General features: G+C 67.4%; 18 protein-coding genes and 1 pseudogene. 13 read left to right on the top strand and 6 right to left on the bottom strand.

The genetic code is table 11. The annotated features are described in order from the left end of the window. Nucleotides 1-12: 12 nt before the first annotated feature. Together IHQ52_RS15830 and IHQ52_RS15825 are read right to left on the bottom strand one after the other, a co-directional pair. Complete coding sequence (locus tag IHQ52_RS15830) at nt 13-1,557, bottom strand: AMP-binding protein (RefSeq protein ID WP_096273974.1); 1,545 nt, start codon at nt 1,555-1,557, stop codon at nt 13-15. Nucleotides 1,558-1,693: 136 nt separating this feature from the next. Further along, nucleotides 1,694-2,616: pseudogene (locus IHQ52_RS15825) on the bottom strand (GMC oxidoreductase). Here IHQ52_RS15825 and IHQ52_RS15820 point away from each other — a divergent pair. Beyond that, complete coding sequence (locus tag IHQ52_RS15820; RefSeq protein WP_024498164.1) at nt 2,570-3,430, top strand: hypothetical protein; 861 nt, start codon at nt 2,570-2,572, stop codon at nt 3,428-3,430. The pseudogene IHQ52_RS15825 and the gene IHQ52_RS15820 overlap by 47 nt on opposite strands. On the opposite strand, the gene IHQ52_RS15815 is transcribed toward IHQ52_RS15820, so the two are convergent. Together IHQ52_RS15815 and IHQ52_RS15810 are read right to left on the bottom strand one after the other, a co-directional pair. Next, on the bottom strand, nt 3,431-3,997 hold the full coding sequence (locus IHQ52_RS15815; RefSeq protein WP_024498152.1) for a TetR/AcrR family transcriptional regulator: 567 nt from the start codon (nt 3,995-3,997) through the stop codon (nt 3,431-3,433). It abuts the gene before it with no gap. Between the two features lie 14 nt (nt 3,998-4,011). Continuing rightward, the gene (locus IHQ52_RS15810; RefSeq protein ID WP_024498153.1) at nt 4,012-6,813 is read right to left on the bottom strand and encodes an aconitate hydratase; all 2,802 of its coding nucleotides are present in this window, start codon (nt 6,811-6,813) and stop codon (nt 4,012-4,014) included. Between the two features lie 295 nt (nt 6,814-7,108). Between IHQ52_RS15810 and IHQ52_RS15805 the strand changes: the two genes are divergently transcribed. From IHQ52_RS15805 to IHQ52_RS15765, 9 genes are all read left to right on the top strand, one after another. Next, nucleotides 7,109-7,738 (top strand): Rv1476 family membrane protein, encoded by a 630-nt coding sequence (locus tag IHQ52_RS15805; RefSeq protein WP_024498154.1) that lies wholly within the window; start codon nt 7,109-7,111, stop codon nt 7,736-7,738. A gap of 363 nt (nt 7,739-8,101) precedes the next feature. After that, a complete protein-coding gene (locus IHQ52_RS15800) occupies nt 8,102-9,637 on the top strand; it encodes an NlpC/P60 family protein (RefSeq protein WP_035760326.1) in 1,536 nt (511 codons plus the stop codon). Nucleotides 9,638-9,779: 142 nt separating this feature from the next. Continuing rightward, nucleotides 9,780-10,964 carry an AAA family ATPase gene (locus IHQ52_RS15795; RefSeq protein ID WP_096273976.1) on the top strand — a complete coding sequence of 395 codons (1,185 nt, stop codon included), beginning with the start codon at nt 9,780-9,782 and terminating at the stop codon, nt 10,962-10,964. After that, on the top strand, nt 10,954-11,892 hold the full coding sequence (locus IHQ52_RS15790) for a DUF58 domain-containing protein (RefSeq protein WP_006436238.1): 939 nt from the start codon (nt 10,954-10,956) through the stop codon (nt 11,890-11,892). Before IHQ52_RS15795 ends, IHQ52_RS15790 begins: the two co-directional genes overlap by 11 nt. A gap of 3 nt (nt 11,893-11,895) precedes the next feature. After that, nucleotides 11,896-12,864, top strand: coding sequence for a VWA domain-containing protein (locus IHQ52_RS15785; protein ID WP_024498157.1), 969 nt, complete (start codon nt 11,896-11,898; stop codon nt 12,862-12,864). A gap of 88 nt (nt 12,865-12,952) precedes the next feature. Beyond that, the gene (gene fabG1 / locus IHQ52_RS15780; protein ID WP_024498158.1) at nt 12,953-13,687 is read left to right on the top strand and encodes a 3-oxoacyl-ACP reductase FabG1; all 735 of its coding nucleotides are present in this window, start codon (nt 12,953-12,955) and stop codon (nt 13,685-13,687) included. A gap of 70 nt (nt 13,688-13,757) precedes the next feature. Next, complete coding sequence (gene inhA, locus IHQ52_RS15775; protein ID WP_024498159.1) at nt 13,758-14,597, top strand: NADH-dependent enoyl-ACP reductase InhA; 840 nt, start codon at nt 13,758-13,760, stop codon at nt 14,595-14,597. Nucleotides 14,598-14,613: 16 nt separating this feature from the next. Then, nucleotides 14,614-15,693, top strand: coding sequence for a ferrochelatase (locus IHQ52_RS15770; protein ID WP_024498160.1), 1,080 nt, complete (start codon nt 14,614-14,616; stop codon nt 15,691-15,693). 475 nt (nt 15,694-16,168) lie between these two features. After that, nucleotides 16,169-16,846, top strand: coding sequence for a hypothetical protein (locus IHQ52_RS15765; RefSeq protein ID WP_024498161.1), 678 nt, complete (start codon nt 16,169-16,171; stop codon nt 16,844-16,846). Here IHQ52_RS15765 and IHQ52_RS15760 read toward each other — a convergent pair. Continuing rightward, nucleotides 16,816-17,664, bottom strand: a complete 849-nt coding sequence (locus tag IHQ52_RS15760; protein ID WP_096273978.1) for a serine/threonine protein kinase — start codon at nt 17,662-17,664, stop codon at nt 16,816-16,818. The genes IHQ52_RS15765 and IHQ52_RS15760 overlap by 31 nt on opposite strands. Nucleotides 17,665-17,783: 119 nt before the next feature. On the opposite strand from IHQ52_RS15760, the gene IHQ52_RS15755 reads away from it, so the two are divergent. Next, nucleotides 17,784-18,611 (top strand): DUF3097 domain-containing protein, encoded by an 828-nt coding sequence (locus IHQ52_RS15755; RefSeq protein ID WP_096273980.1) that lies wholly within the window; start codon nt 17,784-17,786, stop codon nt 18,609-18,611. Here IHQ52_RS15755 and IHQ52_RS15750 read toward each other — a convergent pair. Further along, on the bottom strand, nt 18,608-19,627 hold the full coding sequence (locus IHQ52_RS15750; RefSeq protein WP_096273982.1) for an IS481 family transposase: 1,020 nt from the start codon (nt 19,625-19,627) through the stop codon (nt 18,608-18,610). The two genes, IHQ52_RS15755 and IHQ52_RS15750, sit on opposite strands and share 4 nt — an antisense overlap. Before the next feature lie 183 nt (nt 19,628-19,810). Between IHQ52_RS15750 and IHQ52_RS15745 the strand changes: the two genes are divergently transcribed. Next, on the top strand, nt 19,811-20,239 hold the full coding sequence (locus tag IHQ52_RS15745; RefSeq protein WP_024498098.1) for an NfeD family protein: 429 nt from the start codon (nt 19,811-19,813) through the stop codon (nt 20,237-20,239). Nucleotides 20,240-20,284: 45 nt separating this feature from the next. Next, complete coding sequence (locus tag IHQ52_RS15740) at nt 20,285-21,478, top strand: SPFH domain-containing protein (RefSeq protein ID WP_238064294.1); 1,194 nt, start codon at nt 20,285-20,287, stop codon at nt 21,476-21,478. The last annotated feature ends 21 nt before the right edge of the window (nt 21,479-21,499 follow it).

Here is a 21,499-nt window from a genome sequence, read left to right as displayed (position 1 = left end):
AGGGATCGTGAACTAACCTGCGGGCCAGTACTTCTTGCGCAGTTCGCCCTTGACCAGCTTGCCGGTGGGCGTGCGCGGCAGTTCGTCGACGAAGTCCACCGACCGCGGCGCCTTGTACGCGGCGATGCTGTCCTTGGTGAACGTGATGAGCTCGTCCGCGAGTTCGTCGGAGGGCTCGTGTCCCTCGGCGAGCTGCACACACGCTTTGGCCACCTCGCCGAGGTCGGGATCGGGGACACCGATCACCGCGACGTCGAAGACGGCGGGATGGTTGATGAGGACGTTCTCGGCCTCCTGCGGGTAGATGTTCACCCCGCCGGAGATGATCATGAACGCCTTGCGGTCGGTCAGGTACAGGTAACCGTCGGCGTCGACATACCCGACATCGCCTGTCGTGGACCAGTTCTCGTGTTCCGGGTGCTGGGCCTTGCGGGTCTTCTCCGGATCGTTGTGGTACTGGAAGGTCACATCCTCGCGTTCGAAGAAGACCTGTCCGACCTCGCCGACCGGGAGCTCCTTGCCGTCCTCGTCGCAGATGTGGATGACGCCCAGCAGCGGCTTGCCCACCGAGCCGGGGTGATCGAGTGCTTCCTGCGGGCCGATGAACGTCGCGCCGGCGGCCTCGGTGGAGGCGTAATACTCATGGATGACCGGGCCCCACCAGTCGATCATCGCCTTCTTGACCTCGACCGGGCAGGGTGCCGCGGCGTGGACCGCGATCTTGAGGCTGCTGACGTCGTAGGAGTTGCGGACCTCCTCGGGCAGCTTCAGCATGCGGATGAACATCGTGGGCACCCACTGGCTGTGTGTCACCTTGTAATTCTGGATGGCGGCCAGTGCGGCCTCGGGCTCGAAGCGGTCGAGCATGATCACGGTGCCGCCGACCGAGTTGGTCACGCCGCAATAGCGCAGCGGCGCAGCATGATACAGCGGTGCGGGGGACAGGTAGACGGCGTTCTCGTCGAAGCCGTACATCGGCGCGAAAATCGCCGTGTAGGTGTCGGGGACCTGATCGACCTGGCCGTCGGGCATCGGGGTCTTGATGCCCTTGGGGCGGCCGGTGGTGCCCGACGAGTAGAGCATGTCGGTGCCGCGCGGCTGATCGGTGCGCGGTTCGGCGGAAGCGTTGGCGAGAACCTTGTCGTAGCTGTCGAAGCCCTCGAGATCGCCGCCCCACACGACCCGGCGACCGGTGCCCGTCAGTGCCTCGATCTCGCCGGAACGCGAGACGGCGTCGGCGACCGAGGCGCCGGCGAACAGGACCTGGGCGTTGCAGTCGTTCAGGATGTAGTTGGTCTCGGCTGCTGTCAGGTGGTGGTTGATCGCCGTCACGTACAGGCCGCTGCGCAGGGCCGCCCAGTACACCTCGAAGACACGGAGATCGTTGGCGGACACCACCGCGATGTTGTCGCCGCGCTTGAGGCCCAGCGACTCCAGGTAGTTGGCGAGCCGCGTCGAGTTCTCGTCGAGCTGACGGTAGGTCAACTGTTCGCCGGTCGCGGCGCGGATGACGGCGGGCTTGTCCGGAGTGGACTTGGCGAAGACTCCAGGGAACAAGGGTGCACTCCTCTGACGAAGGGGACATTGACCCCGAACGTCCGTTATCTAACGATCGTTCGGAGTGTCGTGAGTCACAGTACCCCAGGTCCCGCGACGGACCTCATCTCTGTCGGGAGAAGACCCGAATCCGCGGTCAGTGCTCGGCGAGGAACCGGTCCATCCTCCGTTCGGCGAGCGCGGCGATCGTCAGGGCGGGATTCACCAGTCCGACGGCACCCGGCACGAACGAGCCGTCGACGACGTAGAGGTTGTCGTAGCCGCGGACCGCACCGGCCATCGACGCCGCCTCGCCCATGACGACCCCGCCGAGTCCGTGATATCTACCCGCCGAACCGAATCCGACGGCGCGGGAGTGGTTCGGGACGCCGTTCGCGCGCCGGCTGGGGCGGAGTGCCTTTCGCTCGCCTCGACGAGCATGCGGGTGGTGTGGAACGAGCCGACCGCCATGAAGAGATGATCGGCCTCGGCGGTCACCGTCCGGATCGTGCGGCGGACGATGTCCCAGTCGATCGCGAAGTCGAAGATAGTTCGGGTGGTCGAGGATGTCGGCGGGCAGTGGCGAGACGCCGAGGGTGCGCTTCGCGCGCGGGTAGTACGTGGATAGGAGTTCGGAGTAGTTCGCCGCGGCGGGGAAGATGTGCTCGAAGTCCTGACGCCGGGGGACCGGGGTGAACGATCCGAACACCGGCGAACCGCCGCCGTAGACGGCTTCGATGCCGTTGCCGACCATCTGGTCGAGCACGCCCGCATGCGGATCGACGGGGATGGCGGTCGCGCTGTTGGCGTCCGGACTTGTTGCCGAACCAGGCGGCGCGCTTGTCGGGGCTGGAGAAGGTGGCGAAGGTGCTGCCGTCGGGTCGGATCGGCCAGCGTTGGCCACACTCGAACACCGTTGTGGCGAAACCGGATCACCGAGTCGCAGGCGGCGACCGAGCCGCCGAAACCGGTGCCGATGAGTGGGATACACCACGCGATGCCTCGTCGCCCGCGCTCGAATACACTCCCGCTTGTGACGACTCCGCTGTCGATCGAGGTGGACCGCGACAGCGTCGCCATGGGCGACGACGTGCACTCCCATACCCGCCGGATCTCGGTGATGTCCGGAACCACGCTGAGTTCTGTGCTCGCCGAGGCTGCACCCGAGATCCGTTCGCGCGGCTGGAGCTGGGTGGCCGAGGTCGACGGACGGACGGCCGCGGTCTGGTCGATCGATCGCGGCGTCGAGATGCTCGTCGAAGACAATGTGGTGATCGCGGACAATGCGCCGCGTCGGATCTTCTTCCGCTATTTCCTGCAGATCGATCCCGAGTGGCTGTACCGGCGGCTCGTCGACGGCGCAGAAGCGAATCGATATGTGCTGGAACGTGAATACCAGCCGATCGGCGACCGGCTCCGTGAGGAGGAGGAGCGGCGCCGAGAGCGGGAACTCTCGGGGCGGCTCCTGGGCGTCGAATGTTCCGCGGCGCTGCGCGGCCTCGGCGTGGAGTTCGACCTACACAACGATCGGATGGCGCGGTTCGATGTGTTCGGGTCGTTGTGGCGGGTGCGGCGTATGGACACGATGACAGTCACCGCCCGCGGGGAGAACAGATTCTTGTCGTCCATCCGGCCGGTGGCTGTGGCCGAGGTCTGGCTGGTGGCGGCCGTAGGGGAACGGATGCGCCAGGTCCGGGGCCTGTCACCGGCCCCGGACCGACTGTTGTCGCACCCGGATCTGTACCCGATGTCCCTGGGTGTGTTCCGGGAACCTCGCTGGTCGACGAGGGGGCACCCCACCGTCCAGCTCACCGGTGTCGAGGCGGTCCACGCGTACCGGATTGCGGCGGGGCGCACGATCGCCGAGGTCATGCAGATCCTCAACGCGCGGTGATCAGTCCTTGGCCCGCACTGATTCCTCGACGAGATCGAGGACCGCGTGCAGATCGTCGGTGGGCTGACCCGACGCCAGTCGGGTGATCAGTCCGTCGAGAACGAGATCCAGATACTTGACCAGGACGTCGGTGGGGACATCGTCGCGGAGACGCCCGGCCTGACGTCCGCGTTCTAGGCGGGAGAGTGTCGCCTGTTCCAGTTCGGCCGACCGTGCCATCCACTCGGCCCGGAAACTGTTGTCGGTGCGCAGCTTTCGCGCGATCTCGAGTCGGGTCCCGAGCCAGTCGAAATCCTCTGGCCGCGTGAGCATGTCACGCATGACCTGCACGAGACCCTCTTCGGCGGCGACATCCGCCATGCGTTCGGCGTCCTCGTGCGCGAGCGCGAGGAACAGCGCCTCTTTGTCCCGGTAGTGGTGGAAGATCGCGCCGCGGGACAGACCCGTGGACTCCTCGATCCGCTTGACCGTCGCACCGTCGTATCCGTACTCCGCGAAGCAATGCCGCGCGCCGTCGAGAATCTCCCGACGACGCGCGGCAAGGCGGTCATCACTGACCTTGGGCACGTCGCGTGCTCCTGTCAGCTCTTGATCATGTTCCGCAGCACGTACTGCAGGATGCCTCCGTTGCGGTAGTAATCGGCTTCACCGGGGGTGTCGATGCGCACCTTGGCATCGAACTCCACCTTCGAGCCGTCCTCCTTGGTGGCGGTGACGTGCACGGTCTTCGGGGTCTTGCCCTCGTTGAGCTCCTCGATACCGGTGATGTCGAAGGTCTCGGTGCCGTCGAGGCCCAGCGACTTGTGCGACTCACCCTCGGGGAACTGCAGCGGGATGACGCCCATACCGATCAGGTTCGAGCGGTGGATGCGCTCGAAGCTCTCGGTAATGACCGCCTTGACGCCCAGCAGGCTGGTGCCCTTGGCCGCCCAGTCGCGCGACGAGCCGGTGCCGTACTCCTTGCCGCCGAGCACGACGAGCGGGATGTTCTGCTCGGCGTAGTTCTGCGCGGCGTCGTAGATGAACGACTGCGGTGCACCCTCCTGGGTGAAGTCGCGGGTGTAGCCACCGGACACACCGTCGAGCAGCTGGTTCTGCAGGCGGATGTTGCCGAAGGTCGAACGGATCATCACCTCGTGGTTGCCACGACGGGCGCCCAACGAGTTGTAGTCCTTGCGCGCCACACCGTTGGCGTCGAGGTACTGCGCGGCGGGGGTGCCGGGTTTGATCGTCGACGCGGGGGAGATGTGGTCGGTGGTCACCGAGTCGCCGAGCTTCGCGAGCACGCGAGCGCCCTTGATGTCGGAGACGGGTGCCGGCTCGAGCTGCATGCCCTCGAAGTACGGAGGCTTCCGCACATAGGTCGACTTCTCGTCCCACTCGAAGGTCTTGCCCGACGGCGTGGGCAGGTTCTGCCAGCGCTCGTCGCCCTTGAAGACGTCGGCGTAGTCGGCGGCGTACTGCTCCGGCGAGATCGACGACGCGATGGTCGCCTCGATCTCCTCGTTGGTCGGCCAGATGTCCTTGAGGAAGACGTCGTTACCGTCGGTGTCCTTGCCCAGCGGGTCGGACTCGAAGTCGAAGTCCATGGTGCCGGCCAGGGCGTAGGCGATGACCAGCGGCGGCGAGGCCAGGTAGTTCATCTTCACGTCGGGGTTGATGCGACCCTCGAAGTTGCGGTTGCCCGAGAGCACCGCGGTGGCGGTCAGGTCGTTGTCGTTGATCGCCTTCGAGATCTCCTCGGGCAGCGGGCCCGAGTTGCCGATGCAGGTGGTGCAGCCGTAGCCGACCAGGTAGAAGCCCAGCTTCTCCAGGTAGGGCCACAGGCCGGCCTTCTCGTAGTAACCGGTGACGACCTGCGAGCCCGGAGCCATCGAGGTCTTCACCCACGGCTTGGAGGTCAGGCCCTTCTCGACCGCCTTCTTGGCGAGCAGCGCCGCGCCGAGCATGACCGACGGGTTGGAGGTGTTGGTGCAGCTGGTGATCGATGCGATGGTCACGATGCCGTGGTCGAGGATCATCGAGCCGCGCTCTTCGGAGTCCACGCGCACCGGCTTCGTCGGACGGCCCTCGGCGCCGTTGGCGGCCGAGTGCAGCGGTTCCGCGTCATCGTCGGCGAAGGTCAGCGTGGCCGGGTCGGAGGCCGGGAAGCTCTCTTCGACGGCCTCGTCGAGCTTGGTGTGAGCCGGGCTGTTGCCGTTCTCGACGTAGTTGTGGATGTCCTTGCGGAAGGCGTTCTTGGCGTCCCACAGCTCGATGCGGTCCTGCGGACGCTTCGGGCCGGCGATCGACGGGACGACGTCGGCGAGATCGAGCTCGAGGTACTCCGAGTACACGGCCTCCTCGGCGTCCTTCTCGAGCCACATGCCCTGTTCCTTGGCGTAGGCCTCGACGAGGGCGAGCGTCTCTTCGCTGCGGCCGGTGAGGCGCAGGTACTTCACGGTCTCCTCGTCGATGGGGAACATCGCACAGGTCGAACCGAATTCGGGGCTCATGTTGCCGATGGTGGCGCGGTTGGCCAGCGGCACCTCGGCGACGCCGTTGCCGTAGAACTCGACGAACTTGCCGACCACACCGTGCTTGCGCAGCATCTCGGTGATGGTGAGGACCACGTCGGTGGCGGTCACGCCGGGCTTGGTGGCACCGGTCAGCTTGAAGCCGACGACACGCGGGATGAGCATCGAGACCGGCTGGCCGAGCATCGCGGCCTCTGCCTCGATGCCGCCGACGCCCCAGCCCAGGACGCCGAGGCCGTTCTCCATCGTGGTGTGCGAGTCGGTGCCGATGCAGGTGTCGGGGTAGGCGACGCCGTCACGGACCATGACCGAGCGCGCGAGGTGCTCGATGTTGACCTGGTGGACGATGCCGGTGCCCGGCGGGACGACGCGGAAGTCGTCGAAGGCGCCCTGGCCCCAGCGGAGGAACTTGTATCGCTCTTCGTTGCGCTGGTACTCGATCTCGACGTTGCGCTCGAAGGCCTGGGCGTTGCCGAAGGCCTCGATGATCACAGAGTGGTCGATGACCATCTCGGCGGGCGCGAGCGGGTTGACCTTGTTCGGGTCGCCGCCGAGTTCCTTGACGGCGTCGCGCATCGTGGTGAGGTCGACGATGCAGGGAACGCCGGTGAAGTCCTGCATGATCACGCGGGCCGGCGTGAACTGGATCTCGACGCTGGGCTCGGCGTTCGGATCCCAGTTGGCCAGGGCCTCGATGTGCTCGGCGGTGATGTTCGCGCCGTCCTCGGTACGAAGGAGGTTCTCGGTCAGCACTTTGAGGGCGTAGGGGAGCTTCTCGGCGCCCTTGACGGCATTCAGGCGGTAGATCTCGTAGCTGTTGTCGCCGACGTCCAGCGTGCCGCGGGCGCCGAAGGAATTGATACTCACTTCTAAATCCACTCTCCTCGTGTGCCGACGGGCCGCGTCGGCGATGCTCGATGAATTGTTGAACCGGCGGGCTGCACCGGTGCCATCGGGTGTCCGCGAGACGACCCGCGACAACTTCGTCCAGCCTAACAGTACGAGCGTACTGTCCCAGCGGGGTGGCGACGACACGCCGTCGAGGCCGCACGCGTAGGCGAATACCCGGACGACTCCATTGTGTCGTACGGTGCAGGGCGAAGTCCGGTGAGCGTCCGCTTTGCTCGCCGCGGGGGTTACCGACAGACAGGGGTGAGGCCGTATGGGTCCCGAGCCGACGATGCTGATGCTGGCCGCTCCCGCGGAGAACAGCGAACTCACCGGGCTGGTCGGGGTCGACATGGCGGAGCTCTCGCGCGACATCGCCGACGACGGCGTCGCGGGTGCCACCCCCGAGCAGGTGCCCGCGATGCGCGAGGTCATCGAGTACGCCAAGAGCAAGGGGCACGACGTCAGCTTCGTGGTCATCGAGCAGACGCAGCCGCGGTTCACCCTGTACCGCGACATCGCCAATCAGCTGCAGGAGCAGGTCGGTGGCACCGTCATCGTGCTCGGTCCCAACTCCGTCGGCAGCTCGTCGCCGGACTTCAGCCGGGTGATCCAGGAACAGGCGACCCAGAACCTGGCGCTCACCGACCCGCCCGGGGCAGCCCGGCAGATGATCGACTCGATGACGGAACCGCACGTCGACTGGACCCTCGTCGGCCTGGTCCTCATCCTCGTCGTCGTCCTCGGTGCGGTGGGCGCGCGATTTCGTACCCGACGCGCCCGCGCAGCGGCGGCGGGCGGCCCCCTCGGTCCGGTGAACCCGACCGGTGCGCACACGTCGTCGGTCGACGACCCGGACGCGTCTCGCGACGGGGCGACTGCCGACTCCTCGACGTCTTCCTGACGCCCGGTCTTCACTTTCGTCTGCGTCACTGACGACCGCTCGTCGCGGTCCGGTGGCGCCGGTGGCGTCGTGCTCGCCCCCGAATCGGTTCGTCCACCGGTTTGTTGCGAATTCGAGACCTGAGCCGCACTGGTGAACTATCTGCAGTTCACAGCATTTTCCCAGGTAATCACGTCTTTGTAATTCATTTCGTTAGGTTTTCTCGTGTGGTTGATGTGACGTACGGTTCTGATGTCGCATGTGTGACCTGTGTTCCCTATAGGGGCATCTGCGACCCATGTGCAGTGTGTGGTCGGGGCACAGTGGCCGTTCGATCAACATCCGGGATCGGGCACGTCCCCGGAAGAACCGCGAGGAGTTCAGGTGAGGCGAGGAAGAACAGGTGCGTCCTGGCCGGCGCGCGTCACGGCGGCCATGGCTGCCGTTCTCATCTGTGCGGTCGGCGCCGGTCATGCGGTCGCCACCCCGAAGAAGGCGCCCGAGTCGCCGGTGTCCGGGCTGATCAACGAGATCGCGGCGGTCAACCAGGACATCGTCGACCTCGACCAGGCCCTGGCGATGCGGCAGGAGAACGTCAACCGCGCGATCGTCGACTTCCAGAACTCACTCGCCCAGCGGCGACTGGCCACGGTCGCCGCGCGCGGTGCGCGCACCGAACTCGACCGGGCCGGCCAGGCCGTCGTCGAGGCGCAGAAGGCCTTCGACGGGTTCGTCCGCCTCGCCTACCAGCAGGGCGCCGAGCAGGGTTCGATGTCCAACTACGTGGCCTCTCCGGACCCGCAGGCGGTCCTGGACCGGATGAAGCTGCTCGACCAGGTCGGCAAGAAGCAGCAGGAGACCATCCGTCGACTGCAGGTCGCCCGCAACCAGAAGGCCAATCGCCTCGCCGCGGTCGAGGCGACCCGCCGGCAGGCGTCGTTCGCCGCCAAGAGCGCCGAACAGCGCAAGCGCGACGCGCTGGCCGCGGTCGCCGAGGCCCGGACCGCCGTCACCGAGCAGCAGCAGCGCAAGGCGACCCTGGTCGCCAAGCGGGACCGCGTGCAGAAGAAGATCGACTCGATCCGCGGCTACGTCCCGAAGAAGAACGCCGCCGGGCCGTCCACCCGTGAACTGCTGTCCGACCTCTTTCCGTCGGCCCCGGCCGCCCTCCCGGATCTGCCGACCACCAACGTCTCCGACAACGAGCTGCTCGCGATCGCCGCGCGTGCCGCCGCGAAGATCGCGGTGGAGGTGGGATCGGCGGCTCTCGGCGTCGGCCTCGACATGGGTTCGCAGATGCTCTCGGGCATCATCGGGGAGCAGCGGCTCCCGCAGTCCGAACTCCTCAACGAGCTCGGCCTCGGTGGCGTGGACCTCACCGGCAGCAGCGGCAACGACAGCCTGAGCTCACGGCTGGGTTCGGGCAGCCTGGGCTCCCTGTTCGGCGGTTCCGGTGGCGGCGGCGGATCGGGCGGCATGGTGCGCCCGGGCCTGCGCGGCCCGCAGGCGGTGGAGATCGTCGTCAACCGTGCCCTGTCGCAGCTGGGTGTCACCTACGCCTGGGGCGGTGGCGACGCCAACGGTCCGACGCAGGGCATCCGCGACGGCGGTGTCGCCGACAGCTACGGCGACTACCGCAAGGTCGGTTTCGACTGCTCGGGCCTGATGATGTACGCCTTCGGCGGCGTGGGCATCGAACTGCCGCACTACACGGGCTACCAGTACACCTCGGGTCCGCACTTCCCGCTCTCGCAGATGCGTCGCGGCGACATGATCTTCTACGGTCCCAACGCGAGTCAGCACGTCGCGCTCTACCTGGGCGACAACAAGATGGTCGAGGCCCCGCAGTCCGGTGATGTGGTGAAGGTGTCGCCACTGCGCACCAGCGGTGCGATGCCGAACGTGGTCCGCCTGCTCTGAATGCGTCTGACCGACGAGCCGTGGATCTTCTTGGCAGCTTTTCAGTTCGCACGGCTAGGCTGGCACAAACACGCGGGGGTGCCTTCGGTCCCGGCGTGTCCTCACCAGCGAGCAGCAGAGTTCAGATGAACAGGAGCACGGGTTGACCGAATCGCACTCCCTCGACAAGGCGGCCACGGGGGACCCGGCCGCGGCAGGCGCCGATTCGTCGGTGCTGAGCGACGCCGACGTCGCCCTGCTCGAGCGGGCCATCTACGAGGTCAAGCGCGTCATCGTCGGTCAGGACCAGCTCGTCGAGCGAATCCTCGTGGGTCTGCTCGCCCGCGGGCACATCCTCCTCGAAGGTGTTCCCGGCGTCGCCAAGACGCTCGCGGTCGAGACCTTCGCCAAGGTCGTCGGCGGGTCCTTCTCCCGGGTGCAGTTCACCCCCGACCTGGTGCCGACCGACCTCATCGGTACGCGGATCTACCGCCAGGGCCGCGAGGAGTTCGACACCGAGCTCGGTCCGGTGGTCGCGAACTTCCTCCTCGCCGACGAGATCAACCGCGCGCCCGCCAAGGTGCAGTCCGCGCTGCTCGAGGTCATGGCCGAACGGCACGTGTCGATCGGCGGCAAGACCTATCCGATGCCCGACCCGTTCCTCGTGATGGCGACGCAGAACCCCATCGAGAACGAGGGTGTCTACCCCCTGCCGGAGGCACAGCGCGACCGCTTCCTGTTCAAGGTGCTCGTCGACTACCCGTCGGTGGAGGAGGAGCGCGAGATCGTCTACCGGATGGGCAATGTCCCGCCGACGGCCTCGCAGGTCCTCGACCCCGCCGCGATGCTGCGGCTGCAGAAGACCGCCGCGAACGTCTTCGTCCACCACGCGCTCGTCGACTACGTCGTCCGCGTCATCAACGCGACGCGCCGCCCGGCCGAGCTCGGTCTCAGCGACGTCGCATCGTGGCTGTCCTACGGTGCCTCGCCCCGCGCGACCCTGGGTATCGTCGCCGCCGCTCGCGCGCTCGCGTTGGTCCGCGGGCGCGACTACGTCATCCCGCAGGACATCGTCGAGATCATGCCCGACGTCCTCCGTCACCGTCTGGTGTTGTCATACGACGCCCTGGCCGACGAGATCGACGCCGACCAGGTCATCACCCGGGTCTTGCAGACCGTGGGACTCCCGCAGGTCGGCGCGCAGCCGGTGGCGCAGAACTCCTACCAGTCGGGTCCCGGTCCGCAGGGCCACGCCGCCGGCGTGCCGCAGGGTGCCAACGGCTATGCCGCGCAACAGGTTCCGCAGGGTTCCGGTCCGGTGAACCCGAATTCGCGGTATGGCGGCTAATCGGGACCTGCCGAGCCTCGGTGCCGGGTTGCTCGAGGAGCCCCAGCTCACCGCGGCTCTGAAGATGTTGGAGCTCACGGTTCGCCGCAAGCTCGACGGTGTGCTGCAGGGCGAGCACCTCGGACTCATCCCCGGACCGGGTTCGGAGCCGGGCGAGGCGCGCGCCTACCAGCCGGGGGACGACGTCCGTCGCATGGAGTGGTCGGTCACCGCGCGGACCACCCAACCGCACGTGCGCCAGATGATCGCCGACCGCGAGCTCGAGACCTGGCTCGTGGTCGATGCGTCGGCGAGCCTCGACTTCGGCACCGTCGGCTGCACCAAACGAGACCTCGCGGTGGCCGCGGCAGCCGCGATCGTGCACCTGACCACCGGCGGCGGTAACCGTCACGGCGCCCTCGTCGTGACCGGCGACGACCTCGTGCGGGTACCGGCGCGGGCCGGTCGCGCCCATGCACAGAACCTGCTCAAGGCGATCGCGACGACGCACCGGAGTGCTCCCGGTGTCCGCGGAGACCTCAAGGCCGGCATCGAGGCACTGCGGCGGCCGCAGCGCCGTCGGGGTCTCGCGGTCGTGATCAGCGACTTCCTCGGGCCGATCGACTGGGAACGATCGCTGCGCGCGATCGGCGCCCACCACGAGTTGCTCGCGGTCGAGGTCCTCGACCCGCGTGACCTCGAACTGCCGCCGATCGGCGAGGTCACCCTCGCCGACGCCGAATCGGGGGAGATCCACGACGTGACGGTCACCGAGGACCTCCGACGCGACTTCGCCGCGGCCGCGCGGGCGCATCAGCAGCGCGTGCACCGGACGCTGCGCAGCTGCGGTGGCGCCACGCTGACGCTGCGCACCGACCGCGAGTGGATCGCCGACACCGTGAAGTTCATCGCCCAGCGACGTCGCGGCCTCGCCGCCGGGGTGGGGTAGACCATGCTGTCCAGTCCCTGGTGGTTGTTGCTGCTGCTCGTCGTGGCGCTGCTCGGCGCCGCGTACGTGTACATGCTGCGTCGTCGTCGGCAGCGGGCGCTGACCTTCGCGAACCTCGATCTCCTGAAATCCGTCGCACCCGCCGACCGCAACCGGTTCCGCCATGTGCCGATCGCGCTGCTGATCATCTCGCTGATCCTGCTGACGGTCGCGCTGTCGGGTCCGCAGGCCGACCGCAAGGTCCCGCGCAACAAGGCGACGGTGATCCTCGTGATGGACGTGTCCCGGTCGATGAACGCGACCGACGTGGCGCCGTCGCGCATCAGGGCCGCCCAGCAGTCGGCGAAGAAGTTCGCCGACGAGTTGACCGAGGGCATCAACCTCGGGCTGATCTCCTTCGCCGGGACCGCGGCGAGTCTGGTGTCACCGACCCCCGACCACAACGCGACAAAGGTCGCCGTCGACAAACTGAGACTCGACGACAAGACGGCGACCGGCGAGGGCATTTTCGCGGCACTGCAGCAGATCAGCACGCTCAACGCCGTCCTCGGCGGTGGTGAGGCGGCCCCGCCGGCGCGGATCGTGCTCCTGTCGGACGGCAAGGAGACCGTGCCCGACGATCCCGACGACCCCCGCGGCGCCTTCACCGCGGCCCGCAAGGCCAAGGAGGAGAAGATCCCGGTCTCCACCATCTCCTTCGGAACCCGGACGGGCACCGTCGAACTCGAGGGCGACCGGGTGCCGGTCCCCGTCGACGACGATTCGCTCCGCAAGATCGCGAACCTGTCCGGCGGCGACTTCTTCACCGCGGCGAGCCTCGACGAGCTCAACAAGGTGTACGAGAAGCTGCAGAACGAGATCGGCTACGAGACCCGGCGGGGGGACAATTCGAAGCCGTGGCTCATCGCAGGTACGTTGTTCGCGCTGGTCTCGGCGTTCGCAGCCCTGGCGATCAATCGCCGGCTGCCCTGACCCGAACCCACTGGTCCGACCCACTGGCGTGCCACGTCCGCCGACCACCGCGACGCCGCCCCCAACAGAACGGATAGGTTAGACACCCATGACGGCATCCAGCAGCGAAGCGCAGAATCCTTCCCGGTCGGTCCTGGTCACCGGCGGCAACCGCGGGATCGGCCTGGCCGTGGCCCAGCGCCTGGCCGCCGACGGACACAAGGTCGCGGTCACCCACCGCGGGTCGGGTGCGCCCGAGGGGCTCTTCGGTGTGAAGTGCGACGTGACGGACTCGGAGTCCGTCGACGCGGCCTTCGCCGAGGTCGAGGCCCACCAGGGGCCGGTGGAGATCCTCGTGGCCAACGCGGGTATCACCGACAACATGCTGCTCATGCGATTGTCCGAGGAGTCCTTCGAAAAGGTCATCGACGCCAACCTGACCGGCGCCTTCCGTTGTGCGAAGCGCGCCACCAAGGGCATGCAGCGCGCGAAGTGGGGCCGCATGATCTTCCTCGGCTCGGTGGTTGCCATGTCGGGTATCCCCGGCCAGGTCAACTACGCGGCGTCCAAGGCCGGCCTGATCGGTATGGCACGTTCGATCGCCCGCGAGATCGGGTCCCGCAACATCACCTCCAACGTCGTCGCACCGGGATTCATCGAGACCGACATGACCGCGGCGATGGAGGATCGCTACATCGAGATGGCCAAGCAGGCCATCCCGCTGGGCCGTACGGGCAAGCCCGAAGACGTCGCCGCCGCCATCAGCTTCCTGGCCTCCGACGAAGGCGGCTACATCTCCGGCGCGGTCATCCCGGTCGACGGCGGCATGGGCATGGGCCACTGACCCACCCGGGTCAGACCCGCCACCGGCCACACCACATCTCAATCAACGTCGATCTCAGGAGCACATCTTCGTGAGCGGAATCCTGGACGGGAAGACCGTCCTCATCACGGGCATCATCACCGATGCGTCGATCGCCTTCCACGCGGCCGCCATGGCGCAGGAACAGGGCGCGACGGTGATTATCACCGGCATCCCCGAGCGGCTACGGCTGATCGACCGGATCGCGAAGCGGCTGCCCAAGGAGGTGCCGCCGGCCATCGGCCTCGACGTGACCAACGAGGAGGACCTCGAGGCGCTCGCCGGCAAGATCCGCGAGATCGCCCCGCAGGGCGTCGACGGACTCATGCACTCGATCGCGTTCGCGCCGCGCACCCTGATGGGTCCGGACGCCAAGCCGTTCCTCGAGGGGCCCGGCCCCGACGCCGCGAAGGCCTTCGAGATCTCGGCCTGGAGCTATGCGTCGCTGGCCCGCGCCGTGCTGCCCGTCATGAACGAGGGCGGCTCCATCGTCGGCATGGACTTCGATCCGCGCACCGCCATGCCGTTCTACAACTGGATGGGCGTCGCGAAGGCAGCGCTCGAGTCGGTGAACCGCTACGTGGCGCGAGAGGTGGGCAACGCCAAGAACGTTCGCTCCAACCTGGTCGCCGCCGGACCCATCAAGACCCTCGCGGCCAAGGCCATCGCCGGCACCGCGACCGATGATGCCAAGCAGCTCAACATGCTCAACGAGTACTGGGACGGTGCCTCGCCGATCGGCTGGGACGTCGACGATCCGACCGTGGTCGCGAAGTCGGTCTGTGCGTTGCTGAGCGACTGGCTGCCGGGCACCACCGGCTCCATCGTCTACGTCGACGGCGGCGCCAGCCACAACACCTGGTTCCCGGAGGGCATGACCTCCGGGTCGTGACCCGGGGAGACACGCAGTGGAGACCGCTTTCGATTCCGTCCTGTTCCTGTCCTTCGGCGGCCCCGAGGGGCCCGACGAGGTGATGCCCTTCCTGGAGAACGTGACCAGGGGCCGGGGGATACCACGGGAGCGACTGGAGTCGGTCGCCGAGCACTACCTGCATTTCGGCGGGGTGTCGCCGATCAACCGGCTCAACCTGGACATGATCGACGGCCTGCGCGCCGAACTGGCACGCCGCGGTCTCGACCTGCCGGTCTACTTCGGCAACCGCAACTGGCACCCGATGGCCGAGGACACCCTCGTCGAGATGTACCGGGCCGGGCATCGCCGGATCCTCGTCTTCCCGACGTCCGCATGGGGCGGCTACTCGGGATGCCGTCAGTACCACGAGGACATCGACCGCTCGCTGACGGCGCTCGCCGAACGCGAACCCGCGAGCACCACACGCGAGGGCGCTGTGGTGCTGCGCAAGCTGCCGCAGTACTGGTCGCATCCCGCATTCACCGCAGCCGGTGCAGATGCCGTTCGTCGGGGGATCGAGGCGCTCGGTGAGTCCGCCGACCCGGTGCGCCTGGTCTTCACCGCGCACTCCGTCCCGAACTCGGCCGACGCCGCCTCCGGGCCGGCCGCCGAGGGTGGCGGTCTGTACTCCCGCCAGGTGCTGGCGGCGTCGCGGGCCGTCGCCGACGCGCTCGGCATCGACGACTTCGACCAGGTCTGGCAGTCACGGTCGGGACCCCCGCAGATCCCGTGGCTCGAGCCGGACATCTGTGACCACCTGGAAGATCTTGCGGCACAGGGCGTCCGACGGGTCGTGGTCTATCCCGTCGGATTCATCTCCGATCACCTCGAGGTGATCTGGGACCTCGACAACGAGGCCGCCGAGACCGCGCAACGACTCGGCATGCAGTACGTCCGCGCCGACACCGTCGGTACGGACCCGCGGTTCGTCGAGATGATCGGCGAGCTCGTGGAGAACTATGCCACCGGCGGTGGCGACCTGGCCGCCATGGGCTGCGGCGACAACGGTCGGGTGTGCCGGGACCGGTGCTGTGTTCCGGCCCGACCGTCTCGGCCTCGGCCCGCAGACGCCTGACCGCTCGCGGGCGTCGAATCGACGTCGCGAGCACGTGCGCCGTTTTCTCGGAATAGTCGTGTGGGTCGTTCGACCAATTCTGGTCGACTACAGAAAACGCACCGGGACGATTTCTTGGTTCTATCCCAAATCGATCTCGGTAAACATTACTTGGTCGTCCGACCCATTGTTAGCCGGTTAAATCGAAATATAACAAAAGCGTAACGTAATAGCCGATGTGTGCCCTGCGTCACGATTCCAGTGGAAGCCTGCATATGCGCACGTCCAGTCCGGGGCGGCGACTGTAGGAGAGGAATCCACCATGGCAGAAGGACCAATTCGGCTCGAGATCGATTTTCTCGGCCCGATCCTCGAAGCGCTCTTCACTGGCTCCAGCAGTGGTAGCGAGGAGCCGACGACGCCCCCGCCTCCGGCTTGATTCGACTTCTCGGTGGGCCGCGTCGATGATGCGGCCCACCATTCATCTGCGATTCAGATGACCGAGACGGTTGTCCTGGCCGGCGACGATCTCGGGCCGGCAATCGAATTGCTCTCGGAATCCATCGGCGAGATCCCGATGTACGGATGGCTGCTCGGAGAGCACATCACCGACCGCGGACTGCGTGAGTGGCTGGCGGAGATCCTCGTGAGGCCGCTGCTGAACGCGGGGTGTGTACTCGGCTCCCGCCACGACGGGCAGCTCGTCGGGATGGTGATCTGGCAGCCTCACGACGTGGATCTCTCCCCGGACGGGACCCCGCCGCTGACGCCGGCCGATTTCACCCGGCTTGCGACCGTTCCCGGGGTGCGGGAGCGGATGGTCGAACTGCTCACCGGTCCTCAGTTGCCCCGTCCGGCAGCTGACGCGGTGGACCTCCGCATCGCGGCGGTCTCAGCCGCGGCCCGCGGAAGCCGGGCGATGACCGATATGATGCGCGAGGTCGAGAAGTTCTGTGTGACGACCTCCCGCCCGTACTATGCCTGGACCGGTTCGCCCCGACTGCGCGACTGGTACTCGCAGGCATGGGGCGCCTCCGTGTTCGCCGTCGAGGAGTGGAACGGAATCACCATGTACGGCCTCGTGTCCGAGCGTCCACCCCGGCCCCGACCGGAATCGGCGCGGTACCGCGAGATCTCGAGCCCTCAGCGCCGCAGCAGTTCGCCGATCGTGTGATTGACGGCCGCGGCTCGTGCGGTGCGCGTCAGCGTCTGTAACCCGCGCAGGGCGGAGTCACCCGAATCCCATTGGCCCGCACTGTCCCCGATCTCCACCCGGCGGGCGCCGGCCAGGTCGACGATCGCCTCGACCTGGGCGGCGGTGTCGATCAGGCGGGTCGAGCGGGCGTCGAGCGCATGCGGCGGCAGGGCGACGCGATGCCGGGCGGTGAGGATCGCGAGCTCCTTGCGGAGGTCGCCCGCGTCGAGCGATCGGCGTCCGCCGAGGCCGCCGATGATCATGGCCGCATCGCGGACTGCTTGCCGCAGATCGTATTCCAGGTCACCCGCAGACGGTCCGGACGACACCAGATGGTCGAGGTCCAGCCGATCCGCATACCGGAAGACCGTCCAGCGGCACGTCACGTACGGGGGATCGATGCCGAGGGTGGAGAACTCGGGGACGAGTGCGAGGGTGCCGGCCGTGTCCGAGTCGTCGACCAGGAGAACCTCGCCGGTGATCAGTGCCTTCGAGGTCGCGGGACCCGGTGGCAGTCCCTGCGGATCGCCGGTGGACGGCAGGCGCACGGCCAACCGTCGGGCTGATTTCAGCAAGCCCAGCAGGTCGAGTACGCCGCTGCCGTCGTGTATGTTGCTGCCGGATTCCGTTGCGGACGTGGACTGTTCGCTCTGCACCTCGTGCCGGTCGGCGGATTCGGCCAGTGCCTCGATCACGTCGTCGGGGGAGCAGCGTCCGGTCAGCCACGCAGCCGCCCAGGCGCCGAGGGCGCAGGTCGGCCACGCGACGATGTGAGGGAGGATGTCGCTGCGATTCATCAGGAGACAACGATACCGCCGTCCCCCTCCCGGTCGCCGGGCGTGGCAACCCGCTGCCGGTGTCCCGGGCGCATACGGTGTTGGACGCAGATGTCCAGGGACCGGAGAGGTGGAACGCGATGGATGACCGGTACGGACGCGATGTGCTGTCCCAGCCACGCCGGGCCAAGCCGCGTCCGGTGGAGGTCGCCGCCGACCGGGACCTCGTGGTCGAGGACGCCGCCACCGGATTCTGCGGTGCCGTCGTCGGTCTCGAGAAGAGTTACGCCGGCGACCTCGTCCGCCTCGAGGACCGGCACGGCCGGACCCGGGTGTTCCTCATGAACCCCGGCGCATTCCTCATCGACGGCCGTACCGTGACCCTCGTGCGCCCGCGCACGCGCGGCCCCCAGAAGCCCGCGACGACGGCGTCGGGTTCGCGCGCCGCACCCCGCACCCGCGCCCGCACCGCGCGGGCGAGCCGGATCTTCGTCGAAGGCGTGCACGACGCGACCCTGCTCGAACGAGTGTGGGGCGACGACCTGCGGGCCGAGGGCGTGGTGGTCGTCAGCCTCGACGGCCTCGACAACCTCGAAGAGGCGCTCGCCGAGTTCCAGCCCGCCCCGCACCGGCGCGCGGGGGTACTCGTCGACCATCTCGTCGCCGGTTCGAAGGAAGCCCATCTCACCGCCGAGGTCGGCGAGCACGTGCTGGTGTGCGGCCATCCCTACATCGACGTGTGGGAGGCGGTGAAGCCCGCGTCGGTGAAGATCACGGCCTGGCCGAAGATCCCGCGCGGCACCGACTGGAAGACCGGCGTGTGCGCCGAGCTGGGCTGGGGTGACCCCCGAGACGGATGGCGCCGGGTGCTCGGCGGAGTGAGTAGTTTCCGCGACCTCGAGGTGGATCTGCTGCGGTCCGTCGAGGAACTCATCGACTTCGTGACGGCCGCGGAAGAGGCCGGCTAGATGTACTGACCTGCCAGGTTGGGTACGCGGTCGGCGGGTGAGTTGCCTGCGAGTGCGGTGTGGCCGCGTTCGTGATTGTAGATGCGAAGGAACTCGGGGAACGCCGCGACGCGTTCGGACTCGCTGAGGTAGGGGCGAGCGTAGGCCCATTCCTCCTGCAGGGTGCGGTTGAAGCGTTCGACCTTGCCGTTGGTCTGCGGCCGGTACGGTCGGGTCCACTTATGTTTAATCCCGTTGTCGGCCAACAAGTCCCGAAATAATCGCGACCGGTAACACGACCCGTTATCAGTCATGACCCGCGCGGTGGTGACACCGATCGAGGCGAAGTGCGCCAACGCGCGGGTCATGAACGCGGTCGCGGTTTCCTTCTTCTCATCACCAAGGATCTCTGAGTAGGCGTAGCGGGAATGGTCGTCGACAGCGTGATGGAGGAACGCATACCCCAGGTTGGGGCGGCCGTGGACTTTGCGGGGTCGCCCGGGCTCGCGGTGGGCGCTGGAGTTGCGGCTGCCCTGAGCGCGGCCATGGACACGATGGCCGCCTCCGTCGGGGATTCTGCCGAGTTTCTTGATGTCGACGTGGATCAAGTCCCCGGGCGCTTGGCGTTCATACCGGCGAACCTCGCGTCTGCGGGCACGCACCGCGACCCCGGTCGCCGGATCGGTCCACGACAGTCGCAGACAGCCGTAACGGGTGAGGATGCGGTGCACCGTGGAGACGTTCAACCCCAGGTGAAACCCGATCCGTGCAGGCCCCCAGCGGCGCGAGACGCGCAACCCGACCACCCGGCGTTCCCGGCGCCGGTTGGTGCGATGCGGACACGAACGGGGCCGGCTGGACCGGTCGACCATTCCGGCCGACCCGAATTCACGGTATCGATCCGCCCACCGCTTGGCCGTGGTGACCGACACGTTGAACCGGTCAGCCGCGCGGCGCAATGGCCACCGGTCGTGCACGACGCACCGAGCCAGACGCAACCGACCAGTCGGGGACAACGGTGAATTACGGTGAGACACGAAGACCTCCGGGTTGAGGAGCGGTTCCTAGACAGCTCCACACCTCACTCGGAGGTCTTCCCTATGTCACGTCGACTCGCCGAACGCCGTACCTAACGTCCCGGGTCAGAACAGCTAGAGCATTCCGCATGCTCGCGCGTCCGAGGACCGGAGGGCCCCCGACAACTCTGGCAGACTGGACACATGAGCGCCCTGCTGTGGTTGGCGGCCGCGATCGTCCTGGTGGTCGCGGAGATGTTCGGTGGCGAACTGGTGCTGCTCATGCTGGCCGGTGGTGCTTTTGCCGCGGCCGGTGTCGATTTCGTCTGGGAACCGCCCCTGTGGGTCGAGGGTCTGGTCTTCGCCGTCGTGTCGGTGCTGCTGCTCGTCGCGGTCCGTCCGGTTGCCAAACGCCACATGCTCAACCGTCCCGCCGTGCTCATGAACACCGAGGCCCTCGAGGGGCGAGCGGCGATCGTCACCGAGAAGGTGGACCAGCACGACGGCCGGGTCAAGATCGGGGGCGACATCTGGTCCGCTCGGACGATGGATCCCGCAGAGGTCATCGAACCCGGAACCCATGTGACCGTCGTGCAGATCGACGGTGCGACCGCGGTGGTGTGGCGCCCCTGATCCCTCGACCCTGACCTGCTCGACGTTTCGCGAGGAAGGTGAATGATGGACGATTATCAGATCTTCGGCCTGGTCGTGGTCGTACTGCTGGTTCTGCTCGTGGTGGTGGTGCTGGTCAAATCGGTGGCCCTGATCCCGCAGGCGGAAGCCGCGGTGATCGAACGGCTCGGCCGCTACACCCGCACCGCGTCGGGACAGCTCACCCTGCTGTTGCCGTTCATCGACCGGATTCGGGCGCGCGTCGACATCCGTGAGCGGGTCGTGTCCTTTCCGCCGCAGCCGGTGATCACCGAGGACAACCTCACCCTGTCCATCGACACCGTCGTCTACTTCCAGGTGACCAACCCGCGTTCGGCGGTCTACGAGATCGACGATTACATCGCCGGCGTCGAGCAGCTCACCATCACCACGCTGCGCAACGTGGTCGGCGGCATGACCCTCGAGGAGACCCTCACCTCGCGCGATTCCATCAACGGGCAGCTGCGCGGAGTGCTCGACGAGGCAACCGGCCGGTGGGGTCTGCGCGTCGCCCGCGTCGAACTCAAGTCGATCATGCCGCCGCCGTCGATCCAGGAGTCGATGGAGAAGCAGATGAAGGCCGACCGCGAGAAGCGCGCGACGATCCTGGCCGCGGAAGGACAGCGGGAGTCGGCGATCAAGACGGCCGAGGGCAACAAGCAGTCGCAGATCCTCGCGGCCGAGGGCGCCAAGCAGGCTGCGATCCTCGCCGCCGAGGCGGACCGGCAGTCGCGCATCCTGCGCGCGCAGGGTGATCGCGCGGCGTACTACCTGAACGCGCAGGGCGAGGCGAAGGCCATCGAGAAGACCTTCGCGGCGATCAAGGCCGCCAAGCCCACCCCGGAACTGCTTGCCTACCAATATCTCCAGCAGCTGCCGGAGATGGCGAAGGGCGAGGGCAGCAAGGTCTGGGTCGTGCCGTCCGACTTCGGTTCGGCACTGCAGGGTTTCGCGAAGTCCTTCGGCGTCCAGGGCGACGACGGTGTGTTCCGGTACGAGCCGACTGACTCGCCGCCCTCGCAGATCGACGAGCCGGAGACCGAGGACTGGTTCTCGCTGGCCTCCGACCCCAAGGTTGCGCAGGCCGTCGCCGAGGCCGAGGCGGTGGCCCGCAAACCCGTCGCCCCGGAGATCGGTACCGGGATGGGCCGGTCGTCACGGCACCCGTCGCTCGATGCCGCGATCGAGGAGACCGGTACCACCCCCGGCACTTCCGGCTAGGTCACGACAGCTGGGACCGGA

The sequence above is a fragment of the Gordonia amicalis genome, assembly GCF_022059885.1.
Classification (GTDB): Bacteria; Actinomycetota; Actinomycetes; order Mycobacteriales; family Mycobacteriaceae; genus Gordonia; species Gordonia amicalis.
This window is presented reverse-complemented; position numbering and strand designations above follow the sequence as displayed.

Excerpts from the sequence above, each read along its gene's own strand:
- fabG1 (WP_024498158.1), top strand. The coding sequence starts at position 12,953 with ATGACGGCATCCAGCAGCGAAGCGCAGAATCCTTCCCGGTCGGTCCTG.
- IHQ52_RS15790 (WP_006436238.1), top strand. The coding sequence starts at position 10,954 with ATGGCGGCTAATCGGGACCTGCCGAGCCTCGGTGCCGGGTTGCTCGAG.
- IHQ52_RS15740 (WP_238064294.1), top strand. The coding sequence starts at position 20,285 with ATGGACGATTATCAGATCTTCGGCCTGGTCGTGGTCGTACTGCTGGTT.
- IHQ52_RS15765 (WP_024498161.1), top strand. The coding sequence starts at position 16,169 with ATGACCGAGACGGTTGTCCTGGCCGGCGACGATCTCGGGCCGGCAATC.
- IHQ52_RS15745 (WP_024498098.1), top strand. The coding sequence starts at position 19,811 with ATGAGCGCCCTGCTGTGGTTGGCGGCCGCGATCGTCCTGGTGGTCGCG.
- IHQ52_RS15805 (WP_024498154.1), top strand. The coding sequence starts at position 7,109 with ATGGGTCCCGAGCCGACGATGCTGATGCTGGCCGCTCCCGCGGAGAAC.
- IHQ52_RS15760 (WP_096273978.1), bottom strand. The coding sequence starts at position 17,664 with ATGAATCGCAGCGACATCCTCCCTCACATCGTCGCGTGGCCGACCTGC.
- IHQ52_RS15785 (WP_024498157.1), top strand. The coding sequence starts at position 11,896 with ATGCTGTCCAGTCCCTGGTGGTTGTTGCTGCTGCTCGTCGTGGCGCTG.
- IHQ52_RS15755 (WP_096273980.1), top strand. The coding sequence starts at position 17,784 with ATGGATGACCGGTACGGACGCGATGTGCTGTCCCAGCCACGCCGGGCC.